This window comes from Stenotrophomonas sp. 112478_Sma (genome assembly GCF_056479905.1).
Genome location: NZ_CM151072.1, coordinates 2,199,127 through 2,223,557, shown reverse-complemented (window position 1 = coordinate 2,223,557; position 24,431 = coordinate 2,199,127). Strand labels below are relative to the sequence as shown.

25 protein-coding genes are annotated in these 24,431 nt (G+C 63.5%); 21 read left to right on the top strand and 4 right to left on the bottom strand.

All coding sequences use genetic code 11. The features are described from left to right. Positions 1-6: 6 nt before the first annotated feature. The 5 genes from ACZK08_RS10255 (at position 7) to ACZK08_RS10235 (ending at position 6,729) form a co-directional block, all read left to right on the top strand. Complete coding sequence (locus ACZK08_RS10255; protein ID WP_005413376.1) at positions 7-624, top strand: cation efflux transmembrane domain-containing protein; 618 nt, start codon at positions 7-9, stop codon at positions 622-624. A 408-nt stretch (positions 625-1,032) separates the two neighbouring features. Next, positions 1,033-2,310, top strand: a complete 1,278-nt coding sequence (locus tag ACZK08_RS10250; protein WP_012480227.1) for a TolC family protein — start codon at positions 1,033-1,035, stop codon at positions 2,308-2,310. Next, complete coding sequence (locus tag ACZK08_RS10245; protein WP_021201906.1) at positions 2,307-3,257, top strand: efflux RND transporter periplasmic adaptor subunit; 951 nt, start codon at positions 2,307-2,309, stop codon at positions 3,255-3,257. The genes ACZK08_RS10250 and ACZK08_RS10245 overlap by 4 nt, the downstream gene beginning before the upstream one ends. Before the next feature lie 8 nt (positions 3,258-3,265). Next, the gene (locus tag ACZK08_RS10240; RefSeq protein WP_033835656.1) at positions 3,266-6,457 is read left to right on the top strand and encodes an efflux RND transporter permease subunit; all 3,192 of its coding nucleotides are present in this window, start codon (positions 3,266-3,268) and stop codon (positions 6,455-6,457) included. Further along, positions 6,454-6,729: a hypothetical protein gene (locus ACZK08_RS10235; protein WP_019184735.1), complete on the top strand. Its 276-nt coding sequence runs from the start codon at positions 6,454-6,456 to the stop codon at positions 6,727-6,729. Before ACZK08_RS10240 ends, ACZK08_RS10235 begins: the two co-directional genes overlap by 4 nt. Before the next feature lie 15 nt (positions 6,730-6,744). On the opposite strand, the gene ACZK08_RS10230 is transcribed toward ACZK08_RS10235, so the two are convergent. Both ACZK08_RS10230 and ACZK08_RS10225 read right to left on the bottom strand, forming a co-directional pair. Beyond that, on the bottom strand, positions 6,745-7,842 hold the full coding sequence (locus ACZK08_RS10230; RefSeq protein WP_033835655.1) for a UvrD-helicase domain-containing protein: 1,098 nt from the start codon (positions 7,840-7,842) through the stop codon (positions 6,745-6,747). After that, positions 7,820-9,400, bottom strand: a complete 1,581-nt coding sequence (locus tag ACZK08_RS10225; protein WP_478452167.1) for an ATP-dependent nuclease — start codon at positions 9,398-9,400, stop codon at positions 7,820-7,822. The genes ACZK08_RS10230 and ACZK08_RS10225 overlap by 23 nt, the downstream gene beginning before the upstream one ends. 274 nt (positions 9,401-9,674) lie before the next feature. Between ACZK08_RS10225 and ACZK08_RS10220 the strand changes: the two genes are divergently transcribed. Next, positions 9,675-10,727, top strand: coding sequence for a DNA-binding protein (locus tag ACZK08_RS10220; RefSeq protein ID WP_033835653.1), 1,053 nt, complete (start codon positions 9,675-9,677; stop codon positions 10,725-10,727). Between the two features lie 20 nt (positions 10,728-10,747). Here the strand turns inward: ACZK08_RS10220 and ACZK08_RS10215 are convergent, their stop codons facing one another. Next, positions 10,748-11,506, bottom strand: a complete 759-nt coding sequence (locus ACZK08_RS10215; protein ID WP_223224790.1) for a hypothetical protein — start codon at positions 11,504-11,506, stop codon at positions 10,748-10,750. Positions 11,507-11,657: 151 nt separating this feature from the next. Here ACZK08_RS10215 and ACZK08_RS10210 point away from each other — a divergent pair, with 151 nt between their 5' ends. The 13 genes from ACZK08_RS10210 (at position 11,658) to ACZK08_RS10150 (ending at position 22,936) form a co-directional block, all read left to right on the top strand. Further along, on the top strand, positions 11,658-12,008 hold the full coding sequence (locus ACZK08_RS10210; RefSeq protein WP_043033515.1) for a helix-turn-helix domain-containing protein: 351 nt from the start codon (positions 11,658-11,660) through the stop codon (positions 12,006-12,008). A 174-nt stretch (positions 12,009-12,182) separates the two neighbouring features. Beyond that, positions 12,183-12,602 carry a transcriptional regulator CopL gene (gene copL / locus ACZK08_RS10205; protein ID WP_012480218.1) on the top strand — a complete coding sequence of 140 codons (420 nt, stop codon included), beginning with the start codon at positions 12,183-12,185 and terminating at the stop codon, positions 12,600-12,602. A gap of 113 nt (positions 12,603-12,715) precedes the next feature. Continuing rightward, positions 12,716-14,584 carry a copper resistance system multicopper oxidase gene (locus ACZK08_RS10200; RefSeq protein ID WP_012480217.1) on the top strand — a complete coding sequence of 623 codons (1,869 nt, stop codon included), beginning with the start codon at positions 12,716-12,718 and terminating at the stop codon, positions 14,582-14,584. Then, positions 14,581-15,849 carry a copper-binding protein CopB gene (locus ACZK08_RS10195; protein WP_005413421.1) on the top strand — a complete coding sequence of 423 codons (1,269 nt, stop codon included), beginning with the start codon at positions 14,581-14,583 and terminating at the stop codon, positions 15,847-15,849. Before ACZK08_RS10200 ends, ACZK08_RS10195 begins: the two co-directional genes overlap by 4 nt. Positions 15,850-15,861: 12 nt before the next feature. After that, positions 15,862-16,632 (top strand): c-type cytochrome, encoded by a 771-nt coding sequence (locus ACZK08_RS10190; RefSeq protein ID WP_005413420.1) that lies wholly within the window; start codon positions 15,862-15,864, stop codon positions 16,630-16,632. Continuing rightward, a complete protein-coding gene (locus ACZK08_RS10185; RefSeq protein WP_223224792.1) occupies positions 16,616-17,161 on the top strand; it encodes a nuclear transport factor 2 family protein in 546 nt (181 codons plus the stop codon). Before ACZK08_RS10190 ends, ACZK08_RS10185 begins: the two co-directional genes overlap by 17 nt. A gap of 14 nt (positions 17,162-17,175) precedes the next feature. Then, positions 17,176-17,700, top strand: a complete 525-nt coding sequence (locus tag ACZK08_RS10180) for a DUF411 domain-containing protein (protein ID WP_012480214.1) — start codon at positions 17,176-17,178, stop codon at positions 17,698-17,700. A gap of 70 nt (positions 17,701-17,770) precedes the next feature. Beyond that, positions 17,771-18,121 carry a four-helix bundle copper-binding protein gene (locus ACZK08_RS10175; protein WP_012480213.1) on the top strand — a complete coding sequence of 117 codons (351 nt, stop codon included), beginning with the start codon at positions 17,771-17,773 and terminating at the stop codon, positions 18,119-18,121. Positions 18,122-18,299: 178 nt separating this feature from the next. Next, positions 18,300-18,683, top strand: coding sequence for a copper homeostasis periplasmic binding protein CopC (gene copC / locus ACZK08_RS10170; protein ID WP_033835139.1), 384 nt, complete (start codon positions 18,300-18,302; stop codon positions 18,681-18,683). Between the two features lie 10 nt (positions 18,684-18,693). Further along, on the top strand, positions 18,694-19,623 hold the full coding sequence (gene copD, locus ACZK08_RS10165) for a copper homeostasis membrane protein CopD (RefSeq protein ID WP_017354978.1): 930 nt from the start codon (positions 18,694-18,696) through the stop codon (positions 19,621-19,623). A gap of 247 nt (positions 19,624-19,870) precedes the next feature. Next, entirely contained in the window at positions 19,871-22,006 is a 2,136-nt protein-coding gene (locus ACZK08_RS10160; protein WP_024957401.1) for a copper-transporting P-type ATPase, read from the top strand. Positions 22,007-22,034: 28 nt separating this feature from the next. After that, entirely contained in the window at positions 22,035-22,310 is a 276-nt protein-coding gene (locus ACZK08_RS10155) for a hypothetical protein (protein ID WP_005413412.1), read from the top strand. A 74-nt stretch (positions 22,311-22,384) separates the two neighbouring features. Beyond that, positions 22,385-22,936 (top strand): DUF305 domain-containing protein, encoded by a 552-nt coding sequence (locus tag ACZK08_RS10150; RefSeq protein WP_031269107.1) that lies wholly within the window; start codon positions 22,385-22,387, stop codon positions 22,934-22,936. A 29-nt stretch (positions 22,937-22,965) separates the two neighbouring features. Here ACZK08_RS10150 and ACZK08_RS10145 read toward each other — a convergent pair whose 3' ends face one another. After that, positions 22,966-23,154, bottom strand: a complete 189-nt coding sequence (locus ACZK08_RS10145) for an arginase family protein (protein WP_187756563.1) — start codon at positions 23,152-23,154, stop codon at positions 22,966-22,968. A gap of 88 nt (positions 23,155-23,242) precedes the next feature. Between ACZK08_RS10145 and ACZK08_RS10140 the strand changes: the two genes are divergently transcribed. Then, entirely contained in the window at positions 23,243-23,530 is a 288-nt protein-coding gene (locus ACZK08_RS10140) for a TonB-dependent receptor (RefSeq protein ID WP_005413409.1), read from the top strand. Positions 23,531-23,556: 26 nt separating this feature from the next. Next, positions 23,557-24,387 (top strand): DUF4198 domain-containing protein, encoded by an 831-nt coding sequence (locus tag ACZK08_RS10135; RefSeq protein ID WP_033835137.1) that lies wholly within the window; start codon positions 23,557-23,559, stop codon positions 24,385-24,387. Positions 24,388-24,431 lie beyond the last annotated feature (44 nt).

Genomic DNA, 24,431 nt, shown 5'->3' with positions numbered 1-24,431 from the left:
CAAGACATGAGTGATTGCGGGTGCCACCACGAAGCCAAGAACAAGGAGGAGCGACGCATCCTCTGGATCGCCTTGGTCCTGAATGCAGCGATGGCCGTGATCGGCGGCATTGCCGGCTGGATTGCCCATTCCACCGGGCTGCTGGCTGACGCGCTGGACATGCTGTCTGACGCCACCGCCTATGCCATTGGCCTGGTCGCTATCGGGCGCACGGCGCGCTTCAAGGCCAACGCCGCGTGGGTCAGTGGCAGCGTGCTGCTGGTGCTGGGCGTAGGCGTGCTGGTCGAAGTCGGCCGCCGGGTGATGTACGGCGCCGAGCCGGTCAGCGGTTGGATGATCGGTACCGCTCTGGTCTCGCTGGCCGTGAACCTGAAGGTGCTCCGTATGCTCGCCCCCTTGAAGTCTGGCGAAGTGCATCTGCGAGCGACCTGGCTGTTTACCCGCGCCGATGTGGTGGCCAACGTTGGGGTGATTCTGGCCGGCCTGTTGGTGTGGTGGCTGGCCAGCCCCTACCCGGATTTCGTGATCGGCGCCCTGATCGGCCTGTATGTGATCAAGGAGGCTTTCGAGATCTTGGGTGATGCTCGCCGGGCGCGTGCCGACGCGCGCAAAACGCCTGCATGACAGCGCTTGGCCGGCTGAGCTGTGGCCTGCGCTGGCTGCTGCTGGCGCACTTGGCCGTGGGCCTTGTGACGCAGCCGGTGCTGGCAGTGGTTGGCGAGCTCCATGCTCAAACCCATCTGGCCGCGGCCGACCATGACCCGGCAGTGGCATCACCAGCTTCCGAGCGTGGCGTAGACGCCGCGCTGCACCGGCTACAGCAGCTGGTGCTGTGCTGTAGCCAGGCCGCGCCGGCTCCAGAAATAGTGTTGGCCATTGCTCATATCGGCCGGCATTGGCCGTCGGCGACAGCCCATGCGGACAGATATCGGCATGAGCACCTGCTCGCGCCGTTCCGGCCGCCGGTCGCAGGGTGATGCGCGCCGGCGTGCGCCGGATCCCTGTTGGCTATCGAAAATTCTGGAGTACTTCATGCATGTGCGATTGGCGGCCCTGGCCGCGTGGCTACTGTTGAGCGCGGCGGCAACGCCGGCGACAGCAGAAGAGCTGATGACCTTGGACGACGCGTTTGCACGCGTGGCCCAAACCCACCCCGAGCTGCGCCTGGTCGATGCGCGAGCCACGGTGCTCGCTGCCGAGCGCGACCAGGCCGTGCAGCGGCCACCGTGGACGTTGGGGGCGGAGGTTGAAAATGCGCTGGGCACGGGCGCGGCCCGTGGCCTGGACAGCGCGGAGTTGACCTTGAGCCTGAGCTCGGTCCTGGAGCGCGGCGGCAAGCTCGACGCCCGCCGCACCTTGGCCCAAAGCCGGATTGATGCACTGGCCGTGCAGCGCGAGACCGGGCGGCTGGACCTGCTCGCCGAGACGGCGCAGCGCTATTTGGCCGTTGTCGGTGCCGACCGGCAACGCAGCCTGGCGAACATGGATGTCGGCCAGCGCCAGCGGACCGTCGCCGCTGCCCGGCAGCGCCTGCAGGCTGGCGCGTCTCCCGAATCGGTGATGCTCACCGCACAAGCAGCACTGGCGAGAGCAGAATTGACCCGTGATCGGGCCGAGCAGCAGCGCATTGCCGCCCGGCAGCACCTTGCTGCCCTCTGGGGCGAACGTGCTCCGAGCTTCGAGGTGGCCGCGGCGGATCCCATGACCCTGCCGGCGATCGCGTCCATGCAGTCGCTGGCCGAGGAATTGGAGCGCACTCCCGAGTTGGCGCAGTTTGCCGATGCCCGCCGGATCGCGCAGGCACGACTGCAGCTGGCGCGTTCGGCGGCCTCGCCGGACTTGTCGTGGCAGCTGGGCGTGCGCCGCCTGCAGGAGACTGACGACACCGCGCTGGTGGCCAGCCTGTCCATGCCACTGGGCAGCCGCAGCCGCGCGCAGCCGGAGATCCGCGCCGGCGAAGCCGAGCTGGAGGTTCTGACGATCGAGCGCGAGGCCAAGGGCCTGTCGCTGTATTCCACGCTGGTCGAAGCCCATGGTCGCTACACCGTGGCGCAGGCCGAGGTGGCACGGCTGCAAGGCGAGGTGCTGCCGAAGTTGGCCCGGGCTGAGCAGGCCGCCGAGCGCGCCTATCGCGCCGGCGCGATCAGCTACCTGGAATGGGCACAGCTGCAGTCCGAACGCACGGCCATGGCCCAGCAGCAGCTGGACGTGGCGCTCGATGCGCAGCGCGCCCTGATCGAAATTCAACGCCTGACCGGCCAGGCGCTTGTCGCGCCGCCGGCGGCTGCTTCCACCGGAGAGACCCCATGAATCGCTTTTCCTGGACCGCACTGGGCATGGCCCTGATGATGCTGGCCGCCTGCAACGCGTCGGCCCCCAACGAAGCGTCCGAAGGCGGCGCCGCCGCTGAGGGCGAAGAGCACGGCGAGCACGAGGAAGCGCCGCTGGAAACCAAGATTGCCGCCAAAGCTGCGCAGGCAGCGGGTATCCAGGTCGCACCGGCAGGCCCCGGTGAGATTGCTGACGAGCATGAGGTGCAAGGGCTGTTGACCCCGATTGACGGTCGCATCGCGCAGGTCACGGCACGCTTCCCCGGACCGGTCCGCTCCGTGCGTGCGGGCGTGGGTGATCAGGTACGGGCCGGCCAGGCACTGGCCACGGTAGAGAGCAACCTGAGCCTGACCACCTATACCGTCACCGCGCCGATCAGTGGCGTGGTCATGGCGCGCACGGCCGCCGTAGGCATGGCCGCCGCTGAGGGCGCGCCGCTGTTTGAGGTCGCCGACCTGTCCACGCTGTGGGTGGACCTGCACATCTTCGGCGCCGACGCCCAGCACATCGGTGCTGGCGTGCCGGTGACGGTTACCCGCTTGAGCGATGGCGTCACCGCACAGACCACCTTGGAGCGCGTCCTGCCCGGCACCGCCACCGCCAGCCAAAGCACCATTGCGCGCGGCACGGTGGCCAACACCGATGGCCTGTGGCGGCCGGGGTCGGCGGTCAAGGCGCGGGTCACCGTGGATCGCCAATCGGCAGCGTTGGTGGTGCCGATCACGGCGCTGCAGACCGCAGAAGACCAGGACGTGGTCTACGTGCAGCAGGGCGAAACCTACCACACCCGGCCGGTGAAGCTGGGGCGCCGCGACGCCGAACGCGCCGAAGTGCTGGAAGGCCTCAAGGCCGGTGAACAGGTGGTGGTGGCCCAAAGCTTCCTGATCAAGGCCGACATCGAAAAGTCCACCGTGGAAGAAGAATGAGGCCCGCCATGCTCGAACGCCTCATTGGGCTGTCCATCCGCCATCGCTGGCTGACGCTAGTGCTCACCGCTGCGCTGGTTGCGCTGGGCGTGTGGAGCTACCGTCACCTTTCCATTGACGCCACACCCGACATCACCAACGTCCAGGTCCAGATCAACACCCAGGCCCCGGGTTACTCGCCGCTGGAGGCCGAACAACGGGTCACCTTTGCCATCGAAACGGCCATGGCCGGTCTGCCCAAGCTGGACTACAGCCGCTCGCTGTCGCGCTACGGGCTTTCGCAGGTCACCGTCGTCTTCAAGGACGGCACCGACCTGTACTTTGCCCGCCAGCAGGTCGCCGAGCGCCTGCAGCAGATCGCCTCCCAGCTTCCCGAAGGGTTGGACCCGGAAATGGGGCCGATCTCCACCGGGTTGGGCGAGATCTTCATGTACACCGTGGAGGCCGAGCCCAACGCTCGCAAGCCCGACGGCACCCCGTACACGGCCACGGACCTGCGCACCCTGCAGGACTGGGTGATCCGGCCGCAGCTGCGCACCACGCCCGGCGTCACCGAGGTCAACACCATCGGCGGCTTCGAGCGGCAGATCCACATCACTCCCGATCCAGCTCAGTTGGTGGCGCTGGGCTTCACGTTGAACGACGTGGTCGCCGCGGTCATGCGCAACAACCAGAACATCGGCGCCGGCTACATCGAGCGCAACGGACAGCAGTTCCTGGTGCGCGTGCCGGGCCAGCTAGCCAATCTGGAGGCAATCGGCAACATCGTGCTGGACCGGCGCGATGGCGTGCCCATTCGGGTGCGCGACGTCGCTAGCGTGGGCGAAGGCAAGGAGCTGCGCACGGGCGCGGCCACCCAGAATGGCCACGAGGTCGTGGTCGGTACCGCCTTCATGTTGTTCGGCGCCAACAGCCGGGAAGTCTCCCAGGCGGCCGCGGCCAAGCTGGATGCCGCCAACGCCAGCCTGCCTGCCGGCGTCCATGCCAAGGCCGTCTATGACCGCACCGCACTGGTGGATCGCACCATCGGCACGGTGTCCAAGAACCTGATCGAGGGCGCGCTGCTGGTGGTGGTGGTGCTGTTCCTGCTGCTGGGCAATGTGCGCGCCTCGTTGATCACCGCGGCGGTGATCCCGTTGGCGATGCTGTTCACCATCATCGGCATGGTGCGTGGCGGCGTGTCGGGCAACCTGATGAGCCTGGGCGCGCTGGACTTCGGCCTGATCGTGGACGGGGCGGTGATCATCATCGAGAACTGTCTGCGCCGGTTCGGCGAGGCGCAGCACGCGCTGGGCCGCCAGCTCAACGATGAAGAGCGCTATGACCTGACCGCCTCGGCCACCGCCGAGGTGATCCGTCCCAGCTTGTTTGGCCTGGGCATCATCGCCGCGGTCTACCTGCCGATCTTCGCGCTGTCCGGGGTAGAAGGAAAAATGTTCCACCCGATGGCGATCACGGTGGTGCTGGCCCTGACCGGCGCCATGGTGTTGTCGCTGACCTTCGTGCCGGCGGCGATCGCCAGCTTCCTGCGCGGCCGTGTGGCTGAGCACGACAACCGCCTGATGCGCTGGTCGCGTGCCCGTTATACGCCGCTGCTGGATTGGGCCCTGCGTCGGCGCGTGGTGGTGCTGGCCGGCGCGGCCGTGCTGGTGGTGGGCTGTGGCGTGCTGGCCACCCGCTTGGGTTCGGAGTTCGTGCCGAGCCTGGATGAGGGCGACATCACCTTGCAGCCCATGCGTATTCCCGGCACCAGCTTGGAGCAGTCGGTGGCCATGCAGGAAACGCTGGAGAAGCGCCTGGCCCAGTTCCCGGAGGTGGCCAACATCTTCTCAAAGATCGGCACCGCCGAGGTGGCCACCGATCCTATGCCGCCGTCGATGGCCGACACCTTCCTGATGCTCAAGCCCCGCGACCAGTGGCCCGACCCGCGCAAGCCCAAGGCCGAGCTGGTGGAAGAGCTGGAGGCGGCGGCCAAGGAAATCCCGGGCAGCAACTACGAGTTCACCCAGCCCATCCAGATGCGCACCAACGAGTTGATCTCCGGCGTCCGTTCGGACGTGGCGGTCAAGGTCTACGGCGACAACCTTGACCAGTTGACGCGCCTGGCCAGCCGGGTCGAGCGGGTCATGCGTAGCGTCCCCGGCGCCGAAGACGTCAAGGCCGAGCAGGTCTCCGGCCTGCCGCTGCTGACCATCATGCCAGATCCGGCGGCATTGGCACGGTATGGCCTGAACCCGGGCGATGTGCAGGAAACGGTGGCCACCGCCATTGGGGGCAGTGTTGCCGGCCAGTTGATCGAGGGCGACCGCCGCTTCGACCTGGTCGTGCGCCTGCCCGAAGCGCAGCGCCAAGACCCCGCTGTGCTGGCAGATCTGCCCATTCCGCTGCCGGCAAGCACCAGTGTCGATGAGTCCAGCCGTCTGGCCGCCGGCGCCAATGGGGGGCCTCGCACGGTGCCGCTGCGGGAAGTGGCGAAGATCCAGGTAGAGCGCGGGCCCAATCAGATCAACCGCGAGAACGGCAAGCGCCGCGTGGTGATCACCGCCAACGTGCGCGAGCGCGATCTGGGCGGGTTCGTCGGCGAGTTGCGCACACGCATCGGCCAGGATGCCGCGCTTCCAGAGGGCTACTGGATCGATTACGGCGGCACCTTCGAGCAGCTGATCTCGGCCACCCAACGCCTGGGCGTGGTCGTTCCGGTGACACTGGCGTTGATCTTCGCTCTGCTATTCATGGCCTTCGGCTCGGCCAAGGATGCGGCCATTGTGTTCAGTGGCGTGCCGCTGGCGCTGACCGGCGGTGTGCTGGCACTGGCTCTGCGCGGGATTCCGTTGTCGATCTCTGCCGGTGTGGGCTTCATCGCGCTGTCGGGCGTGGCCGTACTCAACGGGCTGGTCATGATCGCCTTCATCCGCCGTCTGCGCGAACAGGGCGATCCGCTAGACGACGCTGTGCGCGACGGCGCCCTTGGACGCCTGCGACCGGTGTTGATGACCGCCCTGGTAGCCTCGCTGGGCTTCCTACCCATGGCCTTGAATGTCGGTGCTGGCTCGGAAGTGCAGCGGCCGCTGGCCACTGTCGTCATCGGCGGCATCGTCTCATCCACCGCATTGACCTTGTTGGTGCTGCCGGTGCTCTATCGTTGGCTGCATCGCGACCGAGCTCCCCGCGCCGGTAGCACTGCTTTGGAGTCCCCATGAACGAGCTCAACCTGGAACAGGTCCGTGCGGCGATGTTTACCGACCCGGGCGTGAAAGCGGTGGACGACCTGCGCCTGGTCGCCGGTGAGCATGGCCGTGCGATCGCGGCCACCATCACGGTCGCGGCGCCCTCGGTCGACCTGGACCTGGTACATGCTGTGATTGCCCAGGTCCTGGCCGATCAATTCGGCATCGATCAGATCATGCTGTGTTTCAACGACCCGGGCCCGGTACCGCCGCCGCCCACCGCGGCGCCGTTAAAGAAGATGTGATCGCAGCCCCTGGCTCTATGCGTCTGCGCTGGCAGGCGCATAGAGCTGATGACCCGGCAACGCGCACGCGCCGGCATACACAAAGGCCACGCTTTGCCGCGCCCGGGCGAAGGCCACGTAGTATTTCGGCGGCGCGGTGATACGCGCTGCATCGGCCGTGCGCAGGTACTGCGTCAACGGCCCGTTCGGAAAGATGAGGACCCGACTGTAGGTGCGGCCCTTGCACTGCCCAAAGTTCACCGCCGGCAGTCCGTCGCACGCCTGCCGCCGGTCATGCCGGAGCACGGTGGGGGCGAACTCCTGCATGTACGCGGCCACATCCCCTGGAGCGACGAGGTAGATGCCATCGTGTCCGGTGACCTCGCCATTGCCTGATTGGGTCCGCGGCATCTGCGGATAGAGCGTGTCAGCCATATCGCACAGGGCCTGGACGCAGCGCAGACTGGTGAGGCGGTGATCCAGCCGGCATAAGTCGTCGGCCTCCCAAATCTGAAACAGCGCTGCCAGATTCGGACCACGGTATTGGCTGTACCTTTGCGCATAGTTGGTGGCATACGTGGCTTGGCGCGTATCGCCTACCAACGTGATGGCAATCTCGCTCTTCAACAGCCGTTCGACCAGATCCAGATCAAAGCCGGCCAGATCCTGGACTTCGTCGATGTAGAGCTCGTCGTACATCGCCGCCAATCGCGCCACGACCTGGCCTTGGGTCAGCTCATCGCAGCGCACAGCGAAATCGGCCGCTCGGTCCGAATACATCCGGTTGCCCGCCAGGTAGTGGCGCGCCACCTGGGTGCGTGGGGCGCGGTTGTTGGTGACACCTTCTACGAACAGGATGGTCTCGATGCGAGGCTCAGGGCAAAGCGCAGCTTGGTACGGGCGAATGCACTGGCGCAGCAGAAAGCCATACCAGCTGTGCAAGGTGACATGCGCGGGGACCGCGCCTGCGTGGGCCTCAAACGAGCGCCGGATCTCTTCTAGGTTTTCCAGCGTGTAGGTGACAATCGCGATGCGGCGCCCAGGTCGCTCCAAGGCCTGCCGGACCAGCAACGTGGTCTTGCCCGAGCCGGCTGCCGAGAGCAGGACCCGGTTAGGTGATGGCACGCTGGACATAGTCCGGGAACCTGATCGAGTGCGGGCTATTGAAAATCGCCAAGGCCGTATCGGTCTTATGGCCCTTCATGTACTTGAGCAGCGCCACCTCATCGGCAAAGGCCTTGCCCAGCACGGTATTGAGTTCGGCCAGCGAGTTGGCTTTGATCAGCTGCTCTTCCAGCGAAGGGGCGCTCTCGTCGGAATCGTAATAGATCGCGTTGATGTGCTCGGCATAGCGCTCTTGCACAACTGCGATATCACCGTCGTTGTCGGTGATCACCTTGGCCTGAATCCTCAGTCGATCGGCAATCTGCAAGAAGCGTTTGAATGCCAACGACTTGACCGAAATGATGTCTACGCCGTGAGCCATCGGCGCCACGCCGTGATGGTCACTGTAGGCACGCTGCACGATCAGTTCGTCGGAAGGGCCTTCCACCAGGATCGCCTGCTTGGCCAGGATCAACCGCAGCGTGTCGTGGCCCGGCAGCTTCATGAAATAGTCGTGGGTATCGCTGGGCAGCTGGTCCAGCTTCATCTGGCCTTGCGCGCTGAACAGGATCACGTTGTCCACGCCCAGCTTGTTCAACACGAAGCTGCTGTGGGTGGCGATGATCACCTGCTGGGCGGTGGAGTGGGCCGCAATCTTGTCGATCAGCTGGGTCATGCTGGAATAGGACAGATGGTTCTCCGGCTCCTCGATCAGCAGCACGTGAGCCGCGCCGGCCGCGTGCATCGCCAGCTTCATCTTCACCGCGCTTTGCTCGCCCTTGCCGGCCTGGATGAACGGGAGCTCATCCAGGTAGGGTGACAGGCTGGTTTCCCACGTTGAGCGCGGCGATGTGTCCACGCCTACCGTCAATGCCCTGTGGCTGATGTCCCCGGTGTGCTCGGTCAAGTAGGCATTGATCGCTGCCACATCCGCTTCTTCGGAAAAGCTCTGCCGCATGCGGCGGAAGCTCAGCGACAGCGAGACGCGCTGCGCAGGCGTCAGTGCCTGCTCGATGATGCCGGCGATATAGCGATCGGCACCGGACAAGGTCTTGATGCCGTGCGTGTCGATGATGGTCGAGTCGAACGGAATACTACGGGCGGTGACGCCATTGTTGGCGAAGGAGTACCAGCGCACCGTGTAGTACTCCACCGGCAGGCTGACCGCGCCCTGGTGCTGCTGCAGGTAGGCGTTGAACTCCTCGCGGTAGTCGTCGTTGAGCTCGACCAGCAGCCGGATGCCGGCGGTATCCAGACGCAGGGAGTTGTTGGTGCCGCGTAACGACGCCAGCGCGGCGTCGGCGCCCAAATAGGCTTCGATGGAGATCCGTGGCGGCGAGGCCGGCGTGCCCGTGGCAAGCGCTCCCAAGTACTCCTGCACCATGGGCTGGTGGAACAGGTAGGGCGTGAGCTCGTAGGCAAGATTGCGCCCATGCAGCTGGCCGGTGACCACCGCGTGGATGGCCTCCAGCAGGGTGCATTTACCGACCTCGTTGTCGCCCACCACCAGGTTCATGTGGGCATTGAGGGGCGGGTCCAGATGGCGAAACGACTTGAAGTTGTCGATGACGATACGTTCGATCGGCATGCACAGTCCTTTGATGGCCAACGGGCTCGGTGGCGGAGCCTGCCTGCACCCTGGCTGGCCTCCTTTCCGCTCTGGGCCATACTACCCAGCGATCGCCGGCCCTGGGCGGTTTCGTACTGCTTGGGACGCGGGGAAGGGTCAGAATCCGCCTTACGCGGGATAATTCAATATTATCCCGTATAATTATTTTCGCCGACGAGCGGTCGTCTACCTGCTTTAATAGTATGTAATTACATGGTATGTAATACATTACGAAATAAAGTGAGGTGGCACGATGGCGCGCGCAGGACTCTATAAGAGTGACGTCCAGAAGGCGCGCGACGCGCTGCTGGCCCAACGCAAGAAGCCGTCAGTCGACGCGGTGCGAGTGGCCTTGGGCAACACGGGCTCCAAGACCACGATCCACCGCTACTTGCGTGAACTGGAAGGAGAGGAAGGCGGCGGTCCGGCGAGGACGGTAGCCGTTAGTGATGCTTTGCAGGACTTGGTTGCGCGCTTGGCCTCGCGGCTCCAGGAGGAAGCAGAGGCCATCCTCACCCAGGAGCGTGAGCGCCATCAGGCTGAGCTCCACAGTCGGCAACAGGCGCTTTCCGGTGCCCAAGAGGAGGCTGCCGCCTTGAGCAGTCGGCTGCAGCGCACCGAAGCAAGCCTGCACCAAGAGCAAGCTGCTCACGCCCTCCTTCAACAGAATCTAGGTGACAGGATCGCGGAAATCGCCCAGTTGAACGAGCGCATCGCTGGCATGACGGTGCGGCTGGCTGATCATGAGGCGCATACGCGTTCTCTGGAGGACAAGCATGCCCATGCCCGGGAAGCGCTTGAGCACTACCGCACTTCAACCAAAGAGCAGCGTGAGCAAGAGCTTCGCCGTCACGAGCATCAGGTCCAAGAGCTGCAAGTAGCCTTACGTCAGGCCAATGAAGCCTTGGGCGCGAAGAATCAGGAGCTGTTGGTGCTGAACCGCGACAATGGTCAATGGCTGGAGCGCCACGGGCGGATTGAGCGTAAGCTTGCCCAGCTACGACAGGCCCACGAAGGCCAACACAGCGAGGTCGTGGCGTTGCGCCAGACCGCGACGGACTATTTGGCACTGCAGGAGCGCTGGAAGACTGACGCCAAGACCTTGGATACCATGCGCAACGAGCTAGCTCAAGTTCAAGACACCCTTGCGCGGGAGCGTGAGCGCCGCGAGAGCGCTGAAGCCGATGCGTTGCGTGCCAATGCACGTCTTGAAGCGCTAGAGCCTCTACTGAATCAACTGACGCCAGCACAAAATGCGGTGAAGAAAACTCGGCGCGGCCATGCGCAAGATGGGGGAGCCGACTGACGAGGCTGCTCGTTTGTCTGCTAGCGGCTGGGGTGGCGCTCACCTGTCCAGTACGCCCATTCCATAGGGACGACCCAATCTACAAACAGTTTGGCTACTGAGGACTCCGGTGCCAAATGATAGGGCTTGAACATGCCTTGCTCGGGCGAACTGGTCATCAGGTAGCGCAGGCGCTTCTGGACCTCCTGAAAGATGGCTTCCCGCACATGGGCGCTGTCGTGCACGCCAAGACGCATCGCCACCGAGGCACCTTGGCGTACCGCCGCCCAGCAGCAGTAACGCCACCGCGCGATCGGCAAGCCCCGCGGTCCGGATTGAAAGACGAACCCCACATCACGTGCCCAGCCTGGGTCGAAGTGATGTTTGAGCAATTGCTGCTCCAGAAACTGCTCGGTCTCCCAGAGTGCAAGTTCATCCCACAGCTCCAGTTTCGCGTCCGCCAAGTCTACATCGTGTGCCATATCGCCGAGTTGGTCTTCCAGCACCGGGAGCAGGTGCCTGCGCTCGTGGGTAGACCAGGCGAAAGCCCATTGCAGATCTTCGATGGGCGTGACCTCGGCATCGGGGCGGATCTGCCATCGATCCGCTGGCCAGGGAACTTGGATCAAGGCCAAGTCTCGCAGCGTGTCCAGCACCAGCAAGGTGGAGCGGCGTGTGGGCGCCACCGGTAGGCGTCGTAGCTGCGCGGCTAACAGTGCGGCTAGGAAAAGGGTGCCACGAAGGCCCAACTCCTCGATGCTGGCGACCCCAGATGGCGTCATTGACGAGGTTCCGGGCATGCGGTTTCCGGGGATGAGGGAGCGGCGTGGCTCCTGGGGGGGGGGGGGGCGGCGTGGCTCCTGGGGGGGGGGGGCGGCGCTACCGGTGTCGCCGGTTGCCTCAAAGCTAAGAATATCTTAGTATGCAAGGCAGGGTACATCCGCCATCCTTATGGGGTCTCCATGGGGTGCGCGCGTGACTTTGTCCGTCGACTCAACACCGACCTTCGCTCGACGCCTCAAACAAGCCCGCCTGCACACGGGTTTGTCGCAGAAGGAGTTGGGCATCCGGGCCGGTCTGGATCCTCACGTGGCCAGCCCCCGAATCAACCAGTACGAGCGTGGCAAGCACGAGCCCATGCTGGAGATTGCTGAGCGGTTGGCCCAAGCGTTGGGGATCCCCGCCGCCTTCCTTTACACCGACGATGATCTGCTGGCCAAGTTGCTCCTGCGCTGGGGCTCGCTAAGCAAGCAGCAGAAGCGCGAGTTGGTGAAGCTGATCGAGGCCACGCCCGAGAAGTAAACCGAACAAGCGCTCGCCCTATGGGCAACTCTTCGCCTCAACCCGCCCTTTGGGCGCTTCTGGAGGGAGCTGCAGTGTCCGCGGCTAGTGCGACTGACAAGTCGCGACATCTCAGGCTTACTTGAGATTTTGTTCACGACCGATACACACGCGCCTTGTCTAAAGTGATATACCATGTCGCCCGTGTCAGCCTCCTCACTTCTACTGCGACTGTTCCTGATCGCCATGCTCGTGCTTAACGGCGCGTGGTCGGCGTTTGCGTCCGTCAGTATGAACCCGGTCATGGAAGAGCAGGCCAGCGAAGTGGCTGCCGCGGTGCAAGTCGACGAAGACTGCTTCGCCCATCACAGTGCTGAGCATCATCCCGATGCCACATCGATTGAAAAGGCTGGCACTGGGCATGGCGACCATGCCGGTCCCGACTGTTGCAAGTCTTCTGCGTGCCGGTGCGCCTGCGTACACGCTTGCGCGAGCGCACTTCCTGCGCGCCTGCATGTTTCGGTGCAACTGGCCTTGGGCCTGGATGTCATGCCGCTGCCCCTAGGGCATGCGGCACCTGCCTTGCCTCATCTGATCCGACCACCGATCGGCTAAGCGTCCCTAGGCGCCGCAATGGCGCCGTTGGTGTGGCTTGCATGCCTGTTTAGGCCAGCCGCCCGCTCTGTACCACCGCCCGCCGGTGGCAACACGACGCTTGGAGCATTTTCATGTCGCATGATGATTTTCGTGGTCCACGCGGTGGACCGCTGCTGCCTTCGCGGCGGCGATTTGTCCAAGGCTTGGCCTTGGGAGGCGCAGTCGCAGGATTAGGTTTCTGGCCCAAAGCCAGTTGGGCGCTCAAGGGGCCGGGACAACCCAACGTACTATCGGGCACTGAGTTTGACCTGACCATTGGCGAGACGCCGATGAACTTCACCGGCAAGACCCGCACCGCGATCACGGTCAACGGGTCCGTTCCGGCGCCGTTGCTGCGGTGGCGGGAAGGCACCACGGTCAACTTGCGCGTCTCTAATGCATTGCCCGCTAACTCCATCCATGGCGCGGACACCTCCATCCATTGGCACGGCATCATTTTGCCGGCCAACATGGACGGCGTGCCGGGTCTGAGCTTTGACGGTATCGGACGTGGTGAGACCTACCACTACCGGTTCACCCTGCATCAGGGCGGAACCTACTGGTACCACAGCCACTCAGGGTTCCAGGAACAAGCCGGGCTCTATGGCCCGATCGTCATCGACCCATTGGAGCCGGAGCCCTTCAGTTTCGATCGCGACTACGTCGTGATGCTGAGCGATTGGACAGACCTGGACCCGACGGCCCTGTTCGATCGTTTGAAGAAGATGCCGGGCCATGACAATTACTACAAGCGCACGGTCGGCGATTTTGCGCGCGATGTGAAGCGCAACGGCCTGTCGGCCACGTTGGAAGATCGCAAGATGTGGGGCGTGATGCGGATGACGCCCACGGACCTGTCCGACGTCAACGCCAACACCTACACCTACCTGATGAACGGCACGACCTCACTGGGCAACTGGACCGGTTTGTTCCGCAGTGGCGAGAAGGTGCGCCTGCGTTTCATCAATGGCTCTGCCATGACGTACTTCGATGTGCGTATTCCGGGGCTGAAGATGACCGTGGTGGCGGCAGATGGCTTGTATGTCCATCCGGTTTCCGTCGACGAGTTCCGCATCGCGGTAGCAGAAACCTTCGATGTGATCGTGGAGCCCTCCGGGCAGGACGCATTCACCATCTTTGCCCAAGACTCCGGTCGCACCGGCTACATCAGCGGCACGCTCGCTGTGCGCGAAGGATTACGCGCGCCCGTTCCGTCTGTGGATCCCCGGCCGCTGCTGACGATGGCAGACATGGGCATGGATCATGGGTCGATGGATATGTCTGGCGGCAGCAAGGGCATGGAAGGCGGCTGTGGTGCGGCCATGGGCATGCCTGGCATGACCCCACCTGTCAGCGGTAACGCGACCTCGGCCCATGCAGGCCATGCGATGCCCGCCGCCGGCGATGGTGCCATGGCAGGCATGCAGCACGGGGGCATGCAATCACACCCTGCTAGCGAGACCAACAATCCCCTGTTGGACAACCAAGCCATGAGCGTGAGTTCGCGCTTGGATGATCCGGGCAATGGCCTGCGCGATAACGGCCGTCATGTGCTGACGTATTCCATGCTCAAGAGCACCTTTGAAGACCCTGACGGACGCGACCCCGGTCGCGAGATCGAGCTGCATCTGACCGGACACATGGAGAAATTCTCCTGGGGCTTCAACGGTCAGAAGTTTTCCGATGTCGAGCCGCTGCGGCTGAACTACGGCGAGCGTATGCGCATCGTATTGGTTAACGACACGATGATGACCCATCCCATCCATTTGCACGGCATGTGGAGTGACGTGGAGGACGACAACGGCAACTTCATGGTGCGCAAGCACACGGTGGATATGCCGCCAGGTAGCCGACGCACGTATCGCGTGCGTGCCGATGCGTTGGGCAGCTGGGCGTTCCATTGCCACCTGCTTTATCACATGGAAGCCGGAATGATGCGCACGGTGAGGGTCGACGAATGAACATCAATAGACGCGATACCACCCTGACTGCGCTGACGGCTATCTCGCTGGCCCTGGCCAATGCGGCCAGCGCCCAATCTATGCAGCACGGCTCCATGCAGATGGAGCAGGGCGCGCAGACCCAGACTCAGGATCACTCTGCACATCAGGCACCGACATCAAAACCTGCGCCAGCCCAAAAGCCTGCAACACCGGCCAAGACGAGCGAAGCGACGATCGATCATGCGGCGATGGGCCACGCCGAGCCGCAGGCTAACGCAGCCGAGCCTGCCATGCAGGGCATGGACCATTCGCAGATGGGGCACGGCTCGCCCGCGAGCACACCTGCGGCGCCCACAGCGCAGGCGCAGTCGATGCAGGGCATGGATCACAGTCAGATGGCACAGCCCGCTGCAGCCGACACCTCCGGCACGGCCACGCCTGCGATGCAGGGGATGGACCATTCGCAGATGGGCCATGATTCGCCCGCGCCCGCTACACCAGAAGCGGGAATGCAATCGATGGAGGGCATGGACCACAGTCAGATGGGACACGGGCCTGCAGCGCCAACGCAGCCGCGCACCCCGATTCCCGCGGTGACGGACGCGGATCGCAAGGCGGCCATCGCGCCGGAACACGCGCATCCGGTGCATGACAACTCGATCAAGAGCTACGTGCTGCTCAATCGCCTGGAAACCTGGGATGCCGATCCGGGCACCGGGCTGGGCTGGGAGGGCCAGGGCTGGATCGGTACGGACCTCAATCGCGTCTGGCTCCGCAGTGAAGGCGAACGCACGGATGGTCAGACCGAGTCGGCTGATCTGGAAGTGCTTTACGGCCGCAGTATCTCCACGTGGTGGGATGTGGTGGCCGGTGTGCGTCATGACTTCAAGCCTGGGGCATCGCAGAACTTCGCCGCTATCGGTGTACAGGGCTTGGCGCCGATGAAGTTCGAAGTGTCCGCCACAGCCTATCTCGGCGAAGGGGGCCAGACTGCCGCCAATGTCGAGGCCGAGTACGAATTGCTGCTAACCAACCGGCTGATCTTGCAGCCGCTGGTGGAAGTCACCGCCTATGGCAAGAACGATCCATTGCGCGGGATAGGTTCGGGTCTGAGTGCCGCTGAGGCGGGGCTACGACTTCGCTATGAGTTCACCCGAAAGTTCGCTCCCTACATCGGCGTGGTGTACGAGCGCGCGTTTGGCAATACCGCAGACATGCGACGCGAGCATGGCGAGTCCTTTGAAGACACGCGCTTGGTCATCGGCCTTCGTACCTGGTTCTAAGGGGAACTGACAATGAAATCCAACAAAAAGATGTGGGTATGGCTCGGTGCCGGCGTGGCATTGGTTGCGGTGGTCGCAACCGCCACGCTCTCTCTGGGCGTGTACAACGTGGCCGCCGACGATCCGCATAGTCGCCCGGTGTATGCGCTACTTGAAACGGCGCGCGAGCGTTCCATTGAGGTGCGCGCCGCCAAGCTTCAGCTACCCACGAACCTTGATGATCCTGAGCGTATCCGCCAGGGTGCGGGCAACTACAACGCCATGTGCGTGACCTGCCATCTTTCACCAGACGCGGCGGCCACCGAGATGAGCAAGGGCCTGTACCCCGCGCCACCGAACCTAAGCAAACAGCCGGTCGCTCCAGCTGAGGCGTTCTGGGTGATCAAGCACGGCATCAAGGCCAGCGGCATGCCCGCTTGGGGCGGCAGCATGGACGATGAGTTCATATGGAACATGTCGGCCTTCCTGCAGAAGTTGCCCACGCTGGACGCGACTGCGTACAAGGAACTTGTCGACAGCAGCGAGGGCCATTCGCATGGCGGCGGCGAGACGCAAGGCCACCATGACGACGAAAAGGCCGAGGATCACCCTGCCTTATTCGAGCCGGGCAACAACTCCATGCCGCATGCGCACCCGCCGGGCGTGGACGACGATCACCACGGCCCGACACCCAGCGACACGGAAGTCGGGTTGGTGAGCCACGGCCATCCCGACGGCAAGGTGGAGTCGCACCCTGCACCACACACGCCCGTGGCCGATGACGGCCATGCGCACCCCCATTGATCTTCTTGGAGCCCACGCAATGAACGCAACAGCAATCTCGTTCACCCTCGCACTGGCACTGGCCGTCGTGTCCCCCGCAATGGCGCAGGCGACACAGCCGCACGCACATCACCCCGCTGCCGCGGCATCTGCGGACGTCGACGTCCCAGTCACTGCAGAGGCCGCGGTCGCCGTAGCGGAGCGTTTCAACAGGGCCCTGTCTAGCGGCGATCTGGCCACGGTCGAAGCCCTGCTCGCTGCCGACGTTCTCATCCTCGAGTCCGGGGGCGCCGAACGCAGCCGCGAGGAATACATGGGCCATCACGCAGTCAGCGATGCGGCGTTCCTCAAGGGCGCCCATCGCCAGCTGCTCCGTCAGCGCGCACGAGCCGCTGGCGAGTTCGCGTGGGTCGGAACCGAAAGCGAGTTGCATGCCCAGAAGGATGGCCAGCCACTGACCGTCCAGAGCGACGAGACGATGGTGCTGAAGGAGACCGCGGACGGCTGGCGGATCGTCCACATCCACTGGTCCTCGCGGACCAAGCGCTGAGTCGAGAGATTGAAATGACTACGCTCACATTGCACCGTCTGACTTTTGTGGTCCTTGCCGTGGCTGGTCTGGGTGCTTGCACCCAGGATGCTTCATCCGCGCAACCCACAACCTCGCCCTCCGCACAGGTTGTCGTCCAATCAGCCGACGCGACTCCAGCAGCCCTGCCACGCATGACCGTCCACAAGACCCCGACCTGCGGGTGCTGCGGTGTCTGGATCGACCACGTGCAGAAGGCGGGATTCACCGTGGATGTGCACGACATGGATGACCTGGGTCTGGTCAAGGAGCGGTTGGGTGTCCCCTATGCAAAGGGCTCCTGCCACACGGCCGAGATCGGCGGATACGTCATCGAAGGCCACGTTCCGGCCGCGGACATCAAGCGTCTCCTCGAAGAAAAGCCGAACGCACGCGGCCTGGTCCTCCCAGGGATGCCGCTTGGTTCTCCGGGCATGGAGGTCCCGGAGGGACGCCAGCAGCCGTTCACGGTCGAGCTGATACATCGCGACGGAACCACTGAACCGTTCGCACAGCACTGATCCGTCGCAGCAACAGGGGACGGTGTTGCGGGCGCGCCGATTCTCGCCCGCGAGGAAGAAGGAGAACTACATGACTCACCATTCCGCAGCACACCGGCCCCAGGCCATGAACGAGTGCATCGACAACTGCACGCAATGCCATGCGATCTGCCTGGAGACCATCAACTACTGCCTGACCAAAGGAGGTGTTCACGCGGCCCCGGAGCACATCGCCCTGTTGGCGACGTGTGCCGATACCTGCGCAACCAGTGCCGACGCGATGCTGCGCGGTGCCAGCGTTCACGACGTGGTTTGCGGTGCCTGCGCGGAGATCTGCCGCCAGTGCGCCGATGCATGCGACGCCATGAACGACCCTGAGATGACGCGCTGCGCCGAAGTTTGTCGCCGCTGCGCGGAAAGCTGCAGCGCCATGGCAGCGTAATGCGTCGAGGATCCCGCCTGAGCCGGTGGGATCCTCGTCTCGCGAAAGCGGAAGTATCAAGAAAATCCGACAAATCGTGGTTTCAGTGACAGTCCGACATCTAACGCTTGTCGCATCGAACACAGCGCGGCCCCTCCCGAACGGGCTTTGCATCACATTCCAATGAGGATTTATCCATATGAAGTCGTCCAACGTCATTCGCTCCTTCGCGCTCGTCCTCGCAATCGCGGCCGGGCAGTTTTCGCTGCAGGTCGCGCACGCCCACGCCGCGCTGCAGCAGTCCACACCGGCGGCAAATGCGGTGGTGGCCTCGCCAGGCCAGATCGATCTCGTGTTCAACGAGACATTGATTTCGCGGGCGTCGCGTCTCAAGTTGCTCATGAAGCACGGCAGTTCCACCATGCCGATCGAGAATTTCACGACCGAGATCGTCAACAACGGCAAGACCCTGCGTGCCAAGTTGCCTGGACCGCTGGCTCCGGGCGTCTATACCGTGGAATACCGCGCCGTCGGTGGTGACAACCACCCCATGCCGGGCAGCTTCAGCTTCACGGTGCGCTGAGGAGTCGCGAATGTTCGACCTGTCGGCTTATGCACTGAGATTCTTGGAATACCTTGTCATCATGGTTCTTTTCGGGGTTCCACTCTTCGGTTGGTACGGGTCGCGTCGATCGGCACTCGCCGACGCCTTGGCCGGGTGGTCACTCATGGGCGTTCTATTGGCGGGTGCCGTAGCCGGTCTCGTGCTCACCGGGCTCGATGTCGTCTTCAAGACCGCGGGCATCATGGGAATGCCGCTTGCCGAGGTTGATCGCGCATCGCTTGGCTGGTATCTGCTCGAGACGTCCGCGGGCCGGGCAGCCATGGCGAGAGGCGCGCTGCTGGTCGCCCTGATGTTCGTGCTCGGATGGCATCGTCGCCGCGGGAAGGTGGAGACCGCCTTCCCGCTGGGGGCGATGCTGGCGGGCGGCGCACTCGCTTCGCTGGCATGGAACGGCCACGCCGCCGCTGGCGAGGGCTTGGCAGGCGCGGTCCGGCTTGCTGCAGGCATCGTCCATCTTCTCGCGGCAGGCGGCTGGATCGCAGCGGTCCTGATGTTCCTTGCCATGCTGCTGCGCGGCAAAGAGACGAACGGCAGCGGGCGTCTGCGATCAACGCATGACTTTCTGCATGGTTTTTCGACGCTGGGAACGATCTTCGTTGGTGCGCTCATCGTGTCCGGCATCGCGCACTACGGGGATCTCACCGCGTGGTCGTTTTCGGCCCTGTTCCAGAGCACCTACGGGAAGTTGCTGCTTTTCAAACTGGCCCTGTTCGCTGGAATGCTGGGTTTGGGAGCGCTGCACCGATGGACGCTGGTGCCGCGCTTGGAACGAGCGCTGACCAGCGGAGATCCCGCGCAGGAGGTGCGGGCTTTGCGGCAGAGTGTTACGGCTGAGGCCGCGCTGGCCATCTTGATCCTGATTGTTGTTTCAGTGCTCGGGACGCTCAGCCCCGAATAGCTGTGTAACCCGCAATGGCACACTGCCTTGGCAGTCCATCCCCACTAAAGCGAGCATCGGCATGAACTCACCGTCGTCCCATGACCATCACCATTCTGCAGGCGCAGCCCCTGTCGAGGCTGCGGATGGACGGGTCATCACCAATCCCGTCCGCTATACGGACGATGCTCCCCAGCAAGTTGAAGTGACCGCCCCAGCAGCGGTGGCCCAACCCAGCGGTACCCACGCCACGGTCTACACCTGCCCGATGCATCCGCAGATTCGTCAGCCAGGTCCCGGCACCTGTCCGATCTGCGGCATGGCGCTGGAGCCGGAGATGCCCTCGCTGGAGGAGGACGACAATCCAGAGTTACGCGATTTCACCCGAAGGTTCTGGTGGACGTTGCCTTTGACGTTGATCGTCCTGGTCTTGGCCATGCTGGGACACCGTCTGCCCGGCTTGTCCACGCAGGCGCGCACCTGGATTGAGCTCGTGCTGAGCGCCCCGGTGGTGCTCTGGGCGGGGTGGCCTTTCTTTGAGCGCTGCCTACAGTCCATCGGCAATCGCAGCCCCAACATGTGGACGCTGATCGGCATCGGCGTGGCCGCCGCGTTTGGCTACAGCGTGGTGGCCACCGTGGCACCGGACCTGTTTCCGGACTCTTTCCGCGAGCATGGACGGGTAGGGGTCTACTTCGAGGCGGCAGCGGTCATCGTCTCGCTCACCCTGCTCGGACAGCTGCTGGAACTGCGGGCGCGTTCCAAAACCTCGGCGGCCATCAAGTCCCTGCTGGGATTGGCGCCCAAGACGGCTCGCCGCGTCAAACCCGATGGGGGCGAAGAGGACGTTGCGCTGGATCACGTGCACGTGGGTGATCTGCTTCGCGTACGACCGGGCGAGAAGGTGCCGGTCGATGGGGAAGTCATCGAAGGCCGCGCCAGTGTCGATGAGTCGATGCTGACCGGTGAACCCATTCCGGTGGAGAAGGCTGTCGGTGATCACGTTATAGGCGCCACGCTCAACGGGACGGGCGCCTTAGTCATCCGGGCGGACAAAGTCGGATCCGGGACGGTACTGGCGCAGATTGTGCAGTTGGTAGCCCAAGCCCAGCGCTCCCGCGCGCCGATGCAGCGTATGGCGGACAAGGTGGCGTACTGGTTTGTCCTGGCCGTGCTGGCCACGGCGGTGCTCACGTTCTTCGGATGGGGTCTGTTTGGACCCGAACCGTCCTGGACCTTTGCCGTCCTCAATGCCGTATCGGTTCTGATCATTGCTTGCCCGTGTGCCTTGGGTTTGGCTACCCCCATGTCGATCATGGTCGCCACTGGCCGCGCTGCGCAGGTCGGGGTCCTGTTCCGCGATGCTCAGGCGATCGAGCAGCTACGTCTGATCGACACGTTGATCGTGGACAAGACCGGTACGTTGACCGAGGGGCGTCCAGCCTTTCGCGACACGCTCTCCAACGCCGGCTTCGACGCCGATCAGATCCTTTGTTTGGCCGGCAGCTTGGAGCAGGGCAGTGAGCACCCCTTGGCCGAGGCCATCGTGGCTGAAGCCCAGCGACGTGGCTTGAACCTGGTGGCCGCCCAAGATTTTGATTCGCTCACCGGCCAAGGCGTCCGCGGGCGCGTGTCCGATCAGGATGTCGTGCTCGGCAACCAAAGCCTGATGGCGTCGGTTGGCGCCGATGTAGCACCTTTGCAAAGCAGCGCCGAGCGTCTTCGGAAAGAAGGCGCTAGCGTGATGTTCCTGGCGGTCAATGGTCGGTTGGCCGGCGCCATTGCGGTGGCTGATCCCATCAAAGCCACGACCTTGCCTGCCTTGAACCTGCTACGTGCCGATGGCCTGCACGTGGTGATGGCCTCCGGTGACGCACAGGCGACGGCCGAGGCCGTGGGGCGCACGCTGGGCATCGAGGATGTGCGTGGTGGCGTCAAGCCGCAGGACAAGGCCGACCTGGTCCAGCAACTCAAAGCCCAGGGTCGTCGCGTGGCCATGGCTGGCGATGGCATCAACGATGCGCCGGCCCTGGCGGCAGCCGATGTGGGCATCGCGATGGGGACGGGCACGGATGTGGCCATGTCCAGCGCCCAGCTCACCCTGGTCAAGGGTGATTTGAGGCGCATCGTGCAAGCCCGTGCCATCTCGTCTTTGACGGTGGCCAATATGAAGCAGAACCTGGGCTTCGCCTTCGTCTACAACGCCATCGGCGTGCCTATCGCCGCCGGCTTGCTGTATCCCAGCTTCGGCCTTTTGCTCAGTCCGATGATGGCGGCCCTGGCCATGAGCCTGAGCTCGGTTTCGGTGGTCACCAATGCCCTGCGTTTGTCCGGCTCCACCGTTGTTGCCACCCCCCACCCTGACCGCGCCGATGAGCCTGCGCGCGGCCATTCCTGTCACTGATGGCTCATATCCCACAAGGAGTACTGCAATGAAGCGTTATGCCTCCCTCTCGATGATGGCCTTGTTCCTGATGGCGGGCGCGGCCTTCGCCGGCGGCCAGACCACCACGCCCACCACCGACCACGGTCAGCACAAGCCGGCGGCGGCCGATGCCGATTTCACCAAGCTCGATGCCAACAAGGACGGCTCGCTGTCCAAGGAAGAACTGGCCAAGCACAAGCTGGCGCCGCACTTTGGCATGCTCGATAGCAACAAAGATGGCAAGCTGAGCCCGCAGGAATTCGCTGCCGGCAAGGGTATGTAAGTGTTCTCAGCCCGGGAGCTGTTCCAACAGTTCGCGGGTTCTTCCGCCGTTCTGCCATTCCCACGGAGATTGTTATGTCCTCTTCGCACGGTACGCACGAAAACGCGCAAGACCCGCAGTCCCAGCACGCAAAACCGCACGCCTCACACCAACCTGCCCACCAGGCACAACAAGGGCATCAAGGCCATTACGGCCGCCTGTTGTTGATGATGGGCCTGTCTTTCGTGGCCATGTACGCATTGATGTACGCAATGGTCGATCAGTGGGCTAACGTCTATAACAACGTGAACCAGTTCTACATGGCGGGCCTGATGGCCGCTCCCATGCTGCTGATCGAGCTGTGGCTAATGTCCAGCATGTACCCCGATCGCCGACGCAATCTGATTCTGGCTGGTCTGACGGTGGCGTTCATGCTGTTCTGCTGGTGGGGCATTCGCACTCAAGCAGCGGTCACTGACAAACAGTTCATCCGTTCGATGATTCCCCACCACGCTGGCGCCATCCTGATGTGTGAGGAGAATCGTCTGAAGGATCCTGAGTTGGTGAAGCTCTGCCAGGACATTATTACCTCGCAGACACAGGAGATCGCGCAAATGAAGCAGTTGCTGGCTGAGCGTTCCCATTAGCTCACTGCCTTTTGCCAGCCGATATCACTTCACTGAGCCTGCGCACTGACCATTCGGTGGATCAAACGCGCGGCCACACGTGCGGTGGCTTGATCCGGATCCAGGGGCGGACACAGTTCCGCCACGTCGACCACACGTACCTTGCCCGAGGCCATGACCAGATCCAGCAGGGCTTCCAGGACCTCCAGACTCACCCCGCGTGGGTTGGGGGCGCTCACGCCCGGGGCCACCACCATTGAGTACGCCGGCAAGATCACCAGCGGCTTGGGTAGCTACACCCAGTGGCGTGGCTTGGGCTCACTGCGTATGGGCAAGAACCGTTGGACCGGCGTCTATTCGGCGCAGTACATCGGCAGCGCGGACGACATCATCGCCGTGCCCGACACGATCGGCTCGCATGTGTCCAGCGTGGTGTACCACAGCCTGCAACTGAGCTACGGCATCAAGAAGAAGTGGGATATCTCCGCCGGCGTTGAAAAAGTGCTCGATAAGAAGGCGCCGTTCGTGAAGAACAACCCCAACACCGACACCGACACCATGACGTACGACTTGCTGGGTCGTCGCTGGAATGTCCGCTTTGGTTACCACTGGTAAGCCACGATCACGAGGAGCTACACATCATGAGAAACACGCAACTATCCGCCACACTACTGCTGTTCGCTGTGGCCGGCAGTGCCGGTGCGCACGACCTGTTTGTCGCTTTCTCCAAGCCTGGCACCGCAGCGGGCGAGGCGAACACAGCGTTGGTGAACAATGGCACCTTCGATGAAAGTGCAGGTGCAGTCACCCGAGCGCGTCTACAGGACGTTTCGCTGAGTCAGGGCGGCGCTAAGACTGCACCGGACTTGGCCAGTTGGAAAGAGGTCGGCAAGCAGAGCCAGCTCACCGTGCATCCGGCGGGCGAGGGCACCTATCTGCTGGGGGTCTCGACGATGGCCTCCACCAGCACGCGTACGGCCAGCGAGTTCGGCAAGTACCTGGAGTTGGAAGACTTGCCCGATACCCTGGCCACCTATGATGCGAGCAAGTTTCCCAAAGGGGTCACCTATAGCTATACCAAGCATGCTCGTACCATTGGACAGGTGGGCACAAAACTGACCGACGATTTCGCTGCCTCGCTGGGCTATCCGCTGGAGATCCGCTTGGCCCGCAATCCTGGAAGCGTGAAGGTCGGCGAACAGCTGTCGTTCCAGGTGCTGCAGCAGGGCACGCCAGTGCCCAACCTACGCGTGTACGTCGGTCATCGTGCTGACGCACCGGTCAAGGGTGGGCACGGTAGCGCTACGCTCCTGCGCACCGATGCCCAAGGCCAAGCCAGTTTCCAGGTGACCACCGCCAAGACCTGGTACATCCACACCAATCACATGGTGCCCTCTACACAAAAGGGTTTGGATTTTGTGTCGGATCGGGCGTCGCTGAGCTTTGAGATTTCCCCGCACGCCGGGCACTGATAAGTAAGCATGTAGGCGGTACTCTCCCCTTTGACGCCAGTCAT

Bases quoted from the DNA above. Each gene is read 5' to 3' on its own strand.
- ACZK08_RS10135 (WP_033835137.1), top strand. From the start codon at position 23,557: ATGAGAAACACGCAACTATCCGCCACACTACTGCTGTTCGCTGTGGCC.
- ACZK08_RS10245 (WP_021201906.1), top strand. From the start codon at position 2,307: ATGAATCGCTTTTCCTGGACCGCACTGGGCATGGCCCTGATGATGCTG.
- ACZK08_RS10155 (WP_005413412.1), top strand. From the start codon at position 22,035: ATGAAGCGTTATGCCTCCCTCTCGATGATGGCCTTGTTCCTGATGGCG.
- copD (WP_017354978.1), top strand. From the start codon at position 18,694: ATGTTCGACCTGTCGGCTTATGCACTGAGATTCTTGGAATACCTTGTC.
- ACZK08_RS10240 (WP_033835656.1), top strand. From the start codon at position 3,266: ATGCTCGAACGCCTCATTGGGCTGTCCATCCGCCATCGCTGGCTGACG.
- ACZK08_RS10215 (WP_223224790.1), bottom strand. From the start codon at position 11,506: ATGCCCGGAACCTCGTCAATGACGCCATCTGGGGTCGCCAGCATCGAG.
- ACZK08_RS10230 (WP_033835655.1), bottom strand. From the start codon at position 7,842: ATGTCCAGCGTGCCATCACCTAACCGGGTCCTGCTCTCGGCAGCCGGC.
- ACZK08_RS10185 (WP_223224792.1), top strand. From the start codon at position 16,616: ATGCGCACCCCCATTGATCTTCTTGGAGCCCACGCAATGAACGCAACA.
- ACZK08_RS10150 (WP_031269107.1), top strand. From the start codon at position 22,385: ATGTCCTCTTCGCACGGTACGCACGAAAACGCGCAAGACCCGCAGTCC.
- ACZK08_RS10210 (WP_043033515.1), top strand. From the start codon at position 11,658: ATGGGGTCTCCATGGGGTGCGCGCGTGACTTTGTCCGTCGACTCAACA.
- ACZK08_RS10175 (WP_012480213.1), top strand. From the start codon at position 17,771: ATGACTCACCATTCCGCAGCACACCGGCCCCAGGCCATGAACGAGTGC.
- ACZK08_RS10225 (WP_478452167.1), bottom strand. From the start codon at position 9,400: ATGCCGATCGAACGTATCGTCATCGACAACTTCAAGTCGTTTCGCCAT.
- ACZK08_RS10255 (WP_005413376.1), top strand. From the start codon at position 7: ATGAGTGATTGCGGGTGCCACCACGAAGCCAAGAACAAGGAGGAGCGA.
- ACZK08_RS10195 (WP_005413421.1), top strand. From the start codon at position 14,581: ATGAACATCAATAGACGCGATACCACCCTGACTGCGCTGACGGCTATC.
- copL (WP_012480218.1), top strand. From the start codon at position 12,183: ATGTCGCCCGTGTCAGCCTCCTCACTTCTACTGCGACTGTTCCTGATC.
- ACZK08_RS10160 (WP_024957401.1), top strand. From the start codon at position 19,871: ATGCATCCGCAGATTCGTCAGCCAGGTCCCGGCACCTGTCCGATCTGC.
- ACZK08_RS10235 (WP_019184735.1), top strand. From the start codon at position 6,454: ATGAACGAGCTCAACCTGGAACAGGTCCGTGCGGCGATGTTTACCGAC.
- ACZK08_RS10140 (WP_005413409.1), top strand. From the start codon at position 23,243: ATGGGCAAGAACCGTTGGACCGGCGTCTATTCGGCGCAGTACATCGGC.
- ACZK08_RS10220 (WP_033835653.1), top strand. From the start codon at position 9,675: ATGGCGCGCGCAGGACTCTATAAGAGTGACGTCCAGAAGGCGCGCGAC.
- ACZK08_RS10190 (WP_005413420.1), top strand. From the start codon at position 15,862: ATGAAATCCAACAAAAAGATGTGGGTATGGCTCGGTGCCGGCGTGGCA.
- ACZK08_RS10200 (WP_012480217.1), top strand. From the start codon at position 12,716: ATGTCGCATGATGATTTTCGTGGTCCACGCGGTGGACCGCTGCTGCCT.
- ACZK08_RS10180 (WP_012480214.1), top strand. From the start codon at position 17,176: ATGACTACGCTCACATTGCACCGTCTGACTTTTGTGGTCCTTGCCGTG.
- copC (WP_033835139.1), top strand. From the start codon at position 18,300: ATGAAGTCGTCCAACGTCATTCGCTCCTTCGCGCTCGTCCTCGCAATC.
- ACZK08_RS10250 (WP_012480227.1), top strand. From the start codon at position 1,033: ATGCATGTGCGATTGGCGGCCCTGGCCGCGTGGCTACTGTTGAGCGCG.